Genomic DNA, 12,552 nt, shown 5'->3' with positions numbered 1-12,552 from the left:
AAAAAACCGCTCCGCCGCAAAAAATACTTTGCGGCGAAGCGGTTTTTTACGTCGTCTGGATTTCCTGCTTTCGCTGGATGTACCGGAGACGGAAGCTGAGCACGATAGCACCGGCAGTCAAGCCGGTGATCAGTCCGACCCAGTAGCCATAAGGACCGAGCGCGGTATAGGAAGACACTGCGTAACCGACGGGCAGGCCGATCACCCAGAGGGAGACGAAGCCCATCAGCAGCGTCACGTTGACGTCCTTGTAGCCGCGCAGAGCTCCTTGTATCGGCGCCTGGACGGCGTCCGACAGCTGGAAAAACGCCCCGTACAGGAAGAACTGTGCGGCCAGTGCCATGATTGCCGGGTCTGCAGTATACAGGGATGCAATCGATTCGCGTGCGATCAGCAGGATTGCGATGGAGATCAGGCTGAAGGACACCGCGAAGCCGATCCCCATGTAGCTGTACCGTTTCGCATCTGCAAGCCGGCCGGCCCCGACCGACTGTCCGACGAGTATGGTCGCCCCCATAGAGATACTGAGCGGCACCATATACAGCAGTGATGTGAAATTGAGCGCGACCTGGTGAGCTGAAATGACGGTTGTCGAGTAGGCGCTCATCAGCAGCGTCACAACGGAAAAGATACTCGTTTCCACGAAAATCGACAGCCCGATCGGCACCCCGATTACGAGAATCTCCTTCCAATAAAGGAAGCGGGGCGGCTGCCATTCAGTGAGCAGCCGAAATCTACGGAACGGCTTCCCGCCGGCCGCAATACCGAGCGCGATTGCAAAGACGATCCAGTATGTGAGTCCAGATGCGTATCCCGCGCCCGCGCCGCCGAGTTCGGGAAAGCCGAAATTCCCATAGATGAGCAGGTAATTGAGCAGTACGTTGATCGGCGCCGAAATGAGGATGATGAACATCGACACCCGTGTCGAGCCGAGCCCGTCATAGAACGAACGCAGCACCGTGTAAGCGAAAAGCGGCAGCAGCCCGACCGTCATCCCCTTCAAGTAGCGGATGGCGATCTCGCCGACTGGAGATTCGAGCGACATGGAACGGATCACCGGGAAAAAGGCGAGAACGATCAGTGCAAACACGACTGCGGCAAGTGCAATCGAGACATACAGCCCCTGCTGAACAGCCGGACGGACATTCTCCTCTTTGCGGGCGCCGGCATGCTGGGCGACAATCGGGGTCAGCGACATGAGGATTCCGGCAAGCCCTGTGTAGACAGGCACCCAGAACGATGAACCGACTGTGACGCCGGCCAAATGGTATGTATCATAGCGGCCAGTCATAAGAATATCGAAGAACGTCACCATGTAGAGTGCGATCTGGGTGACGAGGATCGGCGCAACGATTTTCGCGAAACGGACCGGCTTTTTTTCTGTCAGAAGAGAAGACTCCACTGAATTCCCCCCTTTTTTCAATTCAGCTCTTATTGTAGCATGCTTCTTTTGGTATACTATCAAAAGGTTAAATGAAAAAGACGTTAACTTTTTAACGGATAGAAGAGGTGAACGGCCACATGAAACGGCCAGTAATCGTATTGACAGGCGGAGGGACAGCAGGTCACGTCTCCGTCAACGAAGCGATCATCCCTGCATTTCTAAAGCGGGGCTATGAAATCCATTATATCGGTTCCCACGAGGGTATCGAACGGGACCTGATAGGCAAAGGGCACCCTGAAGTCGTCTATCATGCTATCGACAGCGGGAAATTGCGCCGGTACTTTTCCATGAAGAACTTCACCGATCCATTCCGCGTCGGGGCAGGCGTGCTGCAGGCCTATGCCATCCTCCGCAAATTGAAACCGGATATCATCTTCTCGAAAGGCGGTTTTGTATCGGTGCCCGTCGTGCTGGCTGCAAAACTTGCCCGCATACCGGTCGTCGCCCATGAGTCTGACGTCTCGCCGGGCCTTGCCAACAAACTTGCGCTGCCGTTCGTCAAGCACATCTTCACCGTGTTCGAAGAGACGCTTGCGTACGTGCCGGCTGACAAGTCATCCTGCATCGGTGCAATCATCCGTCCGGAACTGATGGACGGCGACCGCAAGACAGGGCTCCGCATGGCCGGGCTGCAGGAAGGCAAACCAGTCCTGATCGCCATGGGGGGGAGCCAGGGCTCCGCAGTCCTGAACAGTGCAATCCGCGGAAGCCTGACTGACCTGCTCGAGCGTTTCCAGCTCATCCATCTGTGCGGGAAAGGGAATCTCGATGAGTCACTCGACAGGACAGCAGGGTATGTCCAATTCGAGTATGTCACGGAAGGACTGCCCCATCTGCTGGCGGCCTCGGACTTCGCTCTGTCACGCGCCGGATCGAACGCTATTTTCGAACTGCTGGCCGTCCGTATCCCGATGCTGCTCGTTCCGCTATCTGCGGAAAAGAGCCGCGGCGACCAGATTCTGAATGCCCGTCATTTTAAGAAACTCGGATTCGCCCTCGTACTGGAAGAGGAAGAGATTTCCGAAGCGTCGCTGACAGAGAGCCTCCGGCAATTGGAAGAAGCGACACCAGGGATGGTCCGTACGATGGAGAGAACCGATGCAACCAAAACACCGGGCGAGATGGCGGATCTAATCCTCAGCTGCCGGCTGAACTCCTGACTAAGTCACAGGCACGCCTGCGATTTCTCTTTATCTAGTCCCTTGCAACGAGCATGTGCAAGGTGTAAACTAGTTCGCGGATAAAACATGCTGCTACTGGAACGTAACCCTTTCAGTTCATAAGTTTGCATGGTAACATGGAAGAGGATATAAAAAATTGCGCAACATGCCGAAAGGCAAATGTGGAGGTAATAATTCATGTCGAACAGTGTTGGTTCCGAGCGTTCACCGTATGCAGCCTTTTCAGGTCCGAACCTTGGCTATGTAATGGAAATGTACGAACGGTACAAAGATTCACCCGAGTCCGTCGATCCGGAGCTTGCGGAATTCTTCAAACGGAATGGCGCACCTGCGGCCGGAGACAGCAGCAGCCTCACGAGCTCTGTTCCTGCTGGAGGAGGCAGCCCGGCCGATTACCGGAATGTCCTTTCCGCTTACAGACTGATGGATGCCATCCGGGCATACGGACACCTGGCTGCGGATATCTACCCGCTGAACGACCGTCCGAAAGACGCAACACGCATAGAACTGTCTGCCTATGATCTCTCTGAGAGAGACTTGGAGGCAATGCCGGCATCGCTGTTCCTGAACGATGCGCCATCCCATGTGGAGAACGCACTCGATGCCGTCAACTACCTGAATTCCCTCTATACGGGTAAAATCGCTTACGAATTCGCTCACTTGATCGACGAGGACGAGAAGCAATGGATCCAGCAGAGCATCGAATCAGGGAAACTTTCCATCTCGCTCAATGCGGAAGAGAAAAAGCAGCTCCTCGACCGCCTGACCAGAATCGAAGGTTTCGAGAAATTCATCCACCGCACATTCGTCGGAGCGAAACGTTTCTCCATCGAAGGACTCGACACGCTTGTCGTCTTCCTTGACGAACTCGTCCGCCGTTCCGAAGAGGCCGAGACGAAAAAGATGCTGATCGGCATGGCTCACCGCGGGCGTCTGAACGTTCTGACACATATTCTGAACAAACCGTACGAGATGATGTTCGCTGAATTCGCAGGCGTACCGTCGTCACCTTTCTTACCGGAAGACGGTTCAGTGGAAGTGACACGCGGCTGGTTCGGAGATGTGAAATATCACTTGGGCGCACTGTACAAAGGGAAGAACGGCATGGACCGGTTCCTCGCCTACAACCCATCGCATCTGGAAGTCGTCAATCCGGTGATCGCAGGACAGACACGCGCGGCACAGGAGAACACGGACGCACCGGGAATTCCGGTGCAGGACACGAATGCTGCCTATGCAGTAATGGTTCACGGTGACGCAGCGTTCCCGGGTGAAGGGATTGTCCAGGAGACATTCAACTTCAGCCGTGTGCGCGGGTTCCAGACAGGCGGCTCGATCCATGTCATCGCGAATAACATGATCGGCTTCACAACGGAATACTATGATTCCCGTTCGACGCATTATTCGTCGGACATGGCAAAAGGCTTCGAAGTGCCGATCGTCCATGTCAACGCGGACAGCCCGGAAGAAGTTCTCGCAGCAGCCTTGTTCGCGTTCAACTACCGGCAGAAATTCGGCAAGGACATCCTCATCGACCTGATCGGCTACCGCCGTTACGGTCATAACGAGATGGACGAACCGATGGTGACGAACCCTGTCATGTACAATGGGGTGCACAGCCATAAGACGGTCCGCCAGCTTTACGGGGAATCACTCGTCAGCGCGGGCATCCTGTCGGCAGAGGACGTGGAGAAACTCGACGCGGACGTGTTCGCGGAAATGCAGCGTGCATACGACAAAGTGAAGGAAACGTCCGCTGACAGCAATCCGGCTTCCAACGCGACACCGGAGGCAGTCCTTGCAGGGTATGCACGGGATCTTCAGACAGGCGTGGAAGAAAACCGTCTCCGTCAGATGAACGAAGAGCTCCTGACCTATCCGGAGAACTTCCATGTGTTCAGCAAACTGGACCGGATCCTGAAACGCCGCCAGGATCCTTTCAATGGAAAAGGGAAAATCGACTGGGCCCATGCGGAACAGCTTGCATTCGGTGCAATCCTGCAGGACGGCAAACCGATCCGCATGAGCGGACAGGACGTCCAGCGCGGAACGTTCGCACACCGCCACCTCGTGCTGCATGACGAAGAGACCGGTGAAGAATTCGTTCCGCTGCACCACATCAGCGGCTCGAATGCCTCATTCGTCGCGTACAACAGCCCGCTGACCGAAGCGGGTGTCGTCGGTTACGAATTCGGCTATAACCTGGAAGAGGAAAAGACAGTGACGATCTGGGAAGCACAGTACGGCGACTTCTCCAATATGGCTCAAGTGATGTACGATCAGTTCATCTCCTCGAGCAACGCGAAGTGGGGCCAGCAGTCCGGTCTGATAATGCTTCTGCCTCATGGTTATGAAGGTCAGGGGCCGGAACACTCGAGCACCCGTATCGAACGGTACTTGCAGCTCTGTGCAGAGAACAACTGGACTGTCGCCAACATCTCGAGCGCGGCGAACTACTTCCACGTACTGCGCAGACAGGCAGCGATCCTCGGTGACGAAGCCGAGCGTCCGCTCGTCATTGCAACGCCGAAATCACTGCTCCGCCATCCGCTTGTCGGGGCGGACGTCACAGATCTGACGGAGGGGCATTTCGAGACTGTACTGGAAGAGCCGAATACCGGCAGCCAGACAAACCAAGTCAAGAAACTTATCCTGACGAGCGGAAAAATGGCGATCGACCTGGCCGAGAAGGTGAAAGGATCAGAAGGGTTCGAACACCTGCATATCGCTCGTATCGAACAGCTTTATCCATTCCCATCTGACAAGGTGAGTGCCATCATCCAGCGGTTCCCGAACTTGGAAGAGATCGTCTGGGTGCAGGAAGAACCGAAGAATATGGGTGCCTGGTCATTCGCACGTCCATATTTGCAGGAGGTCGCGGGCGGCCTGCCTGTGAACTATACAGGACGCATCCACCGCGCAAGTCCGTCTGAAGGCAACGGAACGATGCACAAAACGGAACAGCAGCGCATCATAGAAGAAGCATTGAAAAATTGAACTACTGAACCGGCACGATTTTTGGAACGATATTAGAGGAGGAAATTATTGTGGCAGAGATCCGAGTACCTGAACTGGCAGAATCGATTACCGAAGGAACAATCGCAAAATGGCTGAAGCAGCCGGGCGACACCGTTGACAAAGGTGAGTTCATCGTCGAATTGGAAACTGACAAAGTCAACGTCGAAGTCATTTCCGAAGAAGCAGGGACAGTGCAGCAGCTGATGGCTGAAGAAGGCGATACTGTCGAAGTCGGCCAAGTCATCGCAGTCGTCGGGGCTGGATCTGGTGCACCGGCGCAACAGCCATCCGCATCAGCGGAACCGGCACCGCAGCAGCCGGCACAAGCAAGCGAACCGGCAGCTGCAGAGCCCGCTACTGCTGAAGAGGCATCATCCGGGGACCGTACAATCGCAAGCCCGGCAGCTCGCAAGCTTGCACGCGAAAAAGGCATCAACCTTGCTGACGTTTCACCTATCGATCCGATGGGCCGCGTCCGCGTCCAGGACGTTGAAGCACACGGTTCAGCACCGAAAGCGCAGCCAGCAGCCGCTGCTCCTGTAAAACAGCAGGACAAACCTGCTGACGACGGCCGTGTCGAGCGCGTCAAGATGAGCCGCCGCCGTCAGACGATCGCAAAACGTCTGCTGGAAGTGAAACAGAATACAGCGATGCTGACAACGTTCAACGAAATCGACATGACGAACGTCATGGAACTCCGGAAGCGCAAGAAGGATGAGTTCTTCGACAAGAACGATGTCCGTCTCGGTTTCATGTCCTTCTTCACGAAAGCAGTCGTCGCTGCCCTGAAGAAATACCCGAATGTCAACTCAGAGCTCGATGGCGATGAGCTGCTCATGAAAAACTACTATGATATCGGCATTGCCGTTTCCACAGAAGGCGGACTCGTCGTGCCGAACGTCGTCGATGCAGACCGCAAGAATTTTGCGGAGATCGAAGCATCGATCGGGGAACTCGCAAAGAAAGCGCGCGACAATAAGCTGACGCTCGCCGACATGTCAGGCGGTTCGTTTACGATCACGAACGGCGGAGTGTTCGGTTCACTCCTTTCGACACCGATCCTGAACGGCACGCAAGTCGGAATCCTCGGCATGCACACAATCCAGAAACGTCCGATCGCTGTCGGAAACAACGTTGAAATCCGTCCTATGATGTACGTTGCGCTGTCGTATGACCACCGTGTCATCGACGGAAAAGACTCCGTCGGATTCCTCAAGATGGTGAAGGAATTGATCGAAAATCCGGAAGATCTTCTTCTCGGATCCTGATGACTGACTGCTCCGCCTTTTCCATCCAGGATGGCGGAGCCTCTTCTTCTATCCGTTAATCCAGAAAGGGCGGGGAACGCAATGTCAACGTTCAAAGAGTGGCTGGAAGCTCCGGCGATCCGGCAGGTCGTCTGCAAACATGCAGATGCTGACAAGTACTTGGTCACCAACGTGCTGACGCCCGGCAAGACATACGATGTGAAAAACGAGACGGAGGAGTTCCTCTTCGTCGTCGATAACACGGGGAAAGTCGGAGGCTACTACAAAACCTATTTCGAATGAACCAGCAGGCGGCCTGATGCTCTCAATGCATCAGGCCGTTTTGTATGACAGGAGGTAAACAAATGGATCCATTAGTCAAGAGAACCATTGAAGAACGGCAGGCAAGGACGTACCGTAAAGAAGACGGCCAGCTCATCCAGACGGGCGGTTATATGAGCCCGGAGCCGTATCTGTTCGATGACGTGACAGCCGCCGCGGCGCTGAAAAAGCCGGTTCTGCTGAAGGGGCCGTCCGGCAGCGGGAAGACACGACTCGCACAGAGCTTGTCCGCGCTGTTCGGACAGCCGATGCAGAGCGTCAACTGTTCCGTCGACCTCGACGCGGAAGCATTGATCGGCTTCAAGACCATCATCGTCCGGGAGGGCGTAAGTGTCATTGAATTTGTCGACGGTCCAGTCGTCACTGCCATGAAAGAGGGACACATCCTTTATATCGATGAAATCAACATGGCGAAACCGGAGACGCTGCCGATCCTTCACAGTGTCCTCGATCATCGCAGGATGCTGACGAACCCCTTCACAGGGGAAGTGATCACCGCGCACGAAGACTTCACGGTCGTCGCGGCGATCAACGAAGGCTATATCGGCACTTCGCCCATGAACGAAGCGCTGAAAAACCGGTTCGTCTCGTTCGCGGTCCCTTATTTAAAAGCAGGCCAGCTGCGCAGCGTGCTTGAAATGGCTGTGCCTGATGCTCCTGCAAGTACCGTCGATCTGATGATGAACGTCTCCGCAGATCTGACCAAACAAGTGCAGAACGGGCTGCTGGCGGATGAAGCCGCTTCCGTGCGGAGCCTGCTGAACGCGTTGGAGCTCGCTGTCCATATGCCTGCCGACCGTGCAGTTCGCTATGCGATTGCTGAGCTTCTGGAAGATAAGATGGAGCGCGATCTCGTCAGCGAATTGACAGCCACTTGGGTGAAATGAGGGGTGCTGAATGGGAAAACTGAATCGGTTCATCCAGTTCAATGATGAATCTGTCGACACGCACGGCCTGATGCTCTATGAAAAGATCGCACAATCGCTCGCGGACGCACCATTCCTGCACCTGACCGAACGTCAGCTGATCGAATACCAGCCGCAGGAATCCGTGCTTGCAATGAGTGTGTTCTGGCGGCATCGCCCGGACACGATCATGCATCTCGGACGATTGTCGGATCTCTATCTGCTTGCGGCAGGTTTCTACCGCCATTTCGATCTGGCCGCCTGGCGGACGTTTGCTGCACAGTTCCGCACTTCGCGGCTTCCTGTTTTCGCCAATCAGCTCGTCATGCTGTTCGAAGAATTCCGGCTGACCGAGCAGACGATCCGGCAGCGGCCCGGCACTGCGCGGGCCTTCACTGTCAGGCAAGACGTCTATACCGCATTCCATAACGACAGGCTCGTCTCGAATGCTGCGCGCGGGTTCACAGCGGACGCCCTGCTGAGCCAGCTGTTCCTCGATATCCATCTCGGTACGCTGCAGGCCCCGCATGCGTCATTGGGCAGTCTGCCGATGAGCCGTATCCGGCAGCTGACGGAGCGGATCTATGAGAGCGGGTCGACATCGGACAGTATTTCATTAGCCCGGCAGATCACGGACCTGGCAGACGAGCATTTGGCAGAGGATGTCATCCTGCCGCTATATACGATCGGCGACTATTTCGAAGACGGCGCCCGGATGGAGACCCCATCGGAAAATCCGGAGTTATCAGGGACAGGCGACCCGGCAGAGAAGGAGACGATCGAGGAAGAGTTCCGTGCGTGGCACCGCGAGTCGGAAGACGATAAAGGCAGTCATTTGACGTTCGATATCCAGCATGGCACATCCGGTATGTCTGCATCCGATGATTCGAAACCGGGGGATGACCCTTCCGCTGTGCAGCAGATCGGCAAAGGGGTATCCGAAGGGAACGAAGAGGAACAGGCAGATGCCGAAGAAGCCGGTAAGACTGCAAATCGGACTGGCGGGGAAGCCGCGGCAGCAGGTGAGCGTTTCGGTGCGGCCAACCGTCATGTGACATATGAAGTGATCCGGCTGGAGAAAAAGGAAGACGGCATCACCCGCCGGCAGCTGGAGCTCATGAGGGACAGTCAGCAGCCATTTGTAAAAGCGGTGACGTCTGAGATGAGGAAACGGCTGGAACTCAAAAGAACCGACAGACGGGAGCATGTGTCGGCGGGCAGACTGTCCTCTAAGCTGCCGCAGCTGCTGACAGACGACCGTCCGAAACCGTTCTACCGGAAATCATCTCCTTCGCGTCAGCTCGATGCTGTGTTCGGACTGCTTGTCGACGGATCCGCTTCCATGATCGATAAGCTGGAGGAGACGAAGGAGGCCGTCCTGCTGTTCCACGACATATTGCGCTCCCTCGCCGTCCCGTTCGAAATCGCGGCGTACTACGAAGACGCCTTTGAAGCGTCCAAGGAACAGCAGCCGAACTATTTCGAAGTCATGCATTCATTCGAAGACAGACAGACGGACAGCGGATCCGCCATCATGGATTTCACTGCCCATGAAGACAACCGTGACGGGTTTGCGATCCGCTGGATGGCTGACCGTCTTACGGTGCGTAGGGAGCATCACAAGTTCCTCCTTGTTTTTTCCGATGGGGAACCGGCCGCCTTCGGCTATGCGCGGAACGGTATACTTGATACCGCGGAAGCCGTATGGGAAACGGAAAAGAAAGGAATCTCCGTTATCCACTTGTATTTATCGGCTGAAGAGGCGACAGAGGACCAGAAGGCACTGTTTTCGACCATGTTCGGCAGCAAGACGGCAACCGCCGATTCCGTTGGGCAGTTCACCGATCAGACTCTGCGGATCCTCCGGAAACTGCTGACGATCGTGACACGCTAGTCAAAAACGATAAAAAAACGCAGAACCGTCTCAGAGAGGGCGGTTCTGCGTTTTTTCGTGGATATTCAGCAGGCGCTGTTTCAGTTCTTCTTCCATCCTGCCGATTTCCCGTTCCGCTTCTTTCCGTTTCACACGGCCGTCAGCCTGGATGGCAAGCGTTTCTTCGATCGTAGTGATCAGGTTTTCCTGCGTTTTCTTCAGTGTATCGATTTCGATGATGCCGCGCTCGTTCTCTTTGGCGGTTTCGATGGAATTCATCTTCAGCATTTCGGAGTTGCGGAGAAGCAGGTCATTCGTCGTTTTCGTCACGAGGCGCTGTGACTCGACCGCTTTCTTCTGCCGGTTGAGCGTCAGGGCGATCGCGATCTGGTTTTTCCAGAGCGGGATGGACGTCATAATCGACGACTGGATCTTTTCCGCAAGGGTCTGGTTCGTCTGCTGGATCATCCGGATCTGCGGTGCACTCTGGATGGTCAGCTGGCGGGACAGCTGCAGATCATACAGCCGTTTTTCCAGCCGGTCCACGAACTGCATCATATCATTCACTTCCTGGATCGCCATCTGGTCATTCGACTGCTTGGCCTCTGTCTGCATTTGGGGGATGACCTGCTGCACCAGTTCGTCGCGCTTGAGTTCCGCTGCGGCGATGTAGACATTGAGTGCCTGGAAATAGACTTTGTTCTGCTCATACAGGTTGTCGAGCATATGGACGTCTTCCAGCAGACCCCGCTTCGAGTGTTCAAGCTGGACACCGATCCGGTCGATCTGGGTGCTCAGTTTCTGGTATTTCGTCATCATTTCCTGGATGGAGCGGGACGCCTTATTGAACAGTCGGCTGAGCCCGGTTTTCTTCTTCTCCGACAGATCGTCGGGATCGATCTCTGAAAGCTTGCCCATCAGATCATTCAACACATCGCCGACCGGTCCGATATCCTTGCTCTGGACATGGTCGAGCATCTTATGCGAGAAGCTGGACAGCTGGTTCTGGGCACTGGCGCCGTACGTAAGGATCGCTTCGTAATCGCCGACAGGTATCTGCGCTGCCAGTTCCCGCGCTTTCTGCTGTTCCTCTTCCGTCAGCCGCTCCATGAGCTGCACCGGTTTCGCGGCGTCAGGCTGTTTCGTCTGCATCTCTTCCGGAAGCAGCGGCTCGCTGCGGTCGAACGGGGTGCTCAGTAAGTCGTCGAATGACATCACATCATCGGTCGTTGGCTTGTTTTCGGTCATCGAGTAGTTCCTCCTCTGTAGTCGGCAGCTGTTTCCTGCGCTGCATCGTCACATCCACATAATCCAATTCGAGCTGCAGCGCAGCAAGATCCGTTGCCAATGCGTCCTGCAGATCACTTTCGAGCTGCTGGGTCACATCTGTGAGCGTCTCTCTCGTCGTCTGCAGAGCGATCCTCACGTCTTTGTCCTTCAGCTGCTGGTTGGCTAGCAGTGCGTATTTCGACGTCAATTCGACGGCGGAGTCCAGGTGAGCATAGAAGAACTGCTCGGTCTGATAAAATTTCTTCGGATCGTTCCTGACGATATTGACGACTTTGCGCGCCAGGCTGCTCAGCTCATATACTTGGCGGAAAGCCTGGACCGACCGGGCTTGTCCGTAGAGGCTGCCGAGTCGTTTGACTTTCCGTTTCGCTTCTTCGATCTGGTATTGGATATGCTGGTATTCGGAACGCGTCATTCCGAGCTCCTTCACGGTTGAACCGATCTGGAACTGCTTGATACCGAACGTGCCGCCGAGATACAGTGCGATGAGGATGCCGGTGGCGGCGAAGAAGTTCATCCCTATACCAAGCAGGAGAAAGAAGTACGTTCCGAAACTGATGGGCGCCGTGATGAAGTGCCGAACAAAGAACTGTTTCACTTTATTCATCGGAAAACCGCCCTCCTTCGTTATTAGGATAGTTATCTTTACTACGAACGCGATGGCCGAAAGGTTTCACGGTTCGTGTTTCTTTCCCAATTATACCGCACTCTTGCGGAGGAAACGAATTTTTGACATGGCTTCAAAACGGATTGCTTGGAAAAAAAGCAGGTGCTTTGTATAATTGTGCTCGAAAGAGGAAAAGAGGTTTCACTATGTACGAAGTCATCTATATGAAAGCCGATTATGAACCTTGGTGGATGTTCGAAGGGTGGGAGGAGATGGTGCGCTGCCGCAAACAATTTACCGATTACGGGGAAGCGGCTGCTTATGCAGTATCCCTGATCGCCGGTATGCGGGAACAGTTTGCAAAAGAGAGAACGCGCAAACAGACCTTCATCGCTTTCTGGAATCCCGGGGAACGGACCTATTGTGACGGATGTGACGAGGACTTGCAGCTGTACCACGGCGTATTTGTAATGTCCGGTGAAAAACCGGTTCCTTTTCTGGATGAATAATAATGTGAATATTTCATTAGGTTCCGTTGACAAATACTAGCGGTATGGTATAGTGTAGGTAAGGTTAATAGCAAGTGCTCACCACGGAAAACGATTCACGTATTACAGAGAGTGATCGGCTGCGTCGGTACTTTTT

General features: G+C 54.7%; 10 protein-coding genes. 7 read left to right on the top strand and 3 right to left on the bottom strand.

Annotation, left to right across the window (positions count from 1 at the left end; translation table 11 throughout):
• Window positions 1–46: 46 nt before the first annotated feature.
• A complete protein-coding gene (locus NFU03_RS06110; RefSeq protein ID WP_251637038.1) occupies window positions 47–1,402 on the bottom strand; it encodes an MATE family efflux transporter in 1,356 nt (451 codons plus the stop codon).
• Window positions 1,403–1,521: 119 nt separating this feature from the next.
• Between NFU03_RS06110 and NFU03_RS06105 the strand changes: the two genes are divergently transcribed.
• From NFU03_RS06105 to NFU03_RS06080, 6 genes are all read left to right on the top strand, one after another.
• Entirely contained in the window at window positions 1,522–2,604 is a 1,083-nt protein-coding gene (locus tag NFU03_RS06105; protein WP_251637036.1) for an undecaprenyldiphospho-muramoylpentapeptide beta-N-acetylglucosaminyltransferase, read from the top strand.
• A gap of 198 nt (window positions 2,605–2,802) precedes the next feature.
• The gene (locus NFU03_RS06100; RefSeq protein ID WP_251637034.1) at window positions 2,803–5,622 is read left to right on the top strand and encodes a 2-oxoglutarate dehydrogenase E1 component; all 2,820 of its coding nucleotides are present in this window, start codon (window positions 2,803–2,805) and stop codon (window positions 5,620–5,622) included.
• Window positions 5,623–5,672: 50 nt separating this feature from the next.
• Window positions 5,673–6,911, top strand: coding sequence for a 2-oxoglutarate dehydrogenase complex dihydrolipoyllysine-residue succinyltransferase (gene odhB / locus NFU03_RS06095; RefSeq protein ID WP_251637032.1), 1,239 nt, complete (start codon window positions 5,673–5,675; stop codon window positions 6,909–6,911).
• 81 nt (window positions 6,912–6,992) lie between these two features.
• On the top strand, window positions 6,993–7,193 hold the full coding sequence (locus tag NFU03_RS06090; protein ID WP_251637030.1) for a DUF6501 family protein: 201 nt from the start codon (window positions 6,993–6,995) through the stop codon (window positions 7,191–7,193).
• Window positions 7,194–7,255: 62 nt separating this feature from the next.
• Window positions 7,256–8,119: an ATP-binding protein gene (locus NFU03_RS06085; protein ID WP_251637028.1), complete on the top strand. Its 864-nt coding sequence runs from the start codon at window positions 7,256–7,258 to the stop codon at window positions 8,117–8,119.
• Window positions 8,120–8,129: 10 nt separating this feature from the next.
• A complete protein-coding gene (locus NFU03_RS06080; RefSeq protein WP_251637026.1) occupies window positions 8,130–10,031 on the top strand; it encodes a vWA domain-containing protein in 1,902 nt (633 codons plus the stop codon).
• A 30-nt stretch (window positions 10,032–10,061) separates the two neighbouring features.
• On the opposite strand, the gene NFU03_RS06075 is transcribed toward NFU03_RS06080, so the two are convergent.
• Both NFU03_RS06075 and NFU03_RS06070 read right to left on the bottom strand, forming a co-directional pair.
• Window positions 10,062–11,258, bottom strand: coding sequence for a toxic anion resistance protein (locus NFU03_RS06075; RefSeq protein ID WP_251637025.1), 1,197 nt, complete (start codon window positions 11,256–11,258; stop codon window positions 10,062–10,064).
• Entirely contained in the window at window positions 11,230–11,907 is a 678-nt protein-coding gene (locus tag NFU03_RS06070; RefSeq protein WP_251637022.1) for a 5-bromo-4-chloroindolyl phosphate hydrolysis family protein, read from the bottom strand. The genes NFU03_RS06075 and NFU03_RS06070 overlap by 29 nt, the downstream gene beginning before the upstream one ends.
• Window positions 11,908–12,113: 206 nt before the next feature.
• On the opposite strand from NFU03_RS06070, the gene NFU03_RS06065 reads away from it, so the two are divergent.
• Window positions 12,114–12,416 carry a DUF1033 family protein gene (locus NFU03_RS06065; protein ID WP_251637020.1) on the top strand — a complete coding sequence of 101 codons (303 nt, stop codon included), beginning with the start codon at window positions 12,114–12,116 and terminating at the stop codon, window positions 12,414–12,416.
• The last annotated feature ends 136 nt before the right edge of the window (window positions 12,417–12,552 follow it).

The sequence above is a fragment of the Sporosarcina sp. NCCP-2716 genome (assembly GCF_023707985.1).
Taxonomy (GTDB): Bacteria; Bacillota; Bacilli; order Bacillales_A; family Planococcaceae; genus Sporosarcina.
Note: the sequence above shows the minus strand (reverse complement) of the source record. Positions and strands in the feature narration are given on the sequence as shown.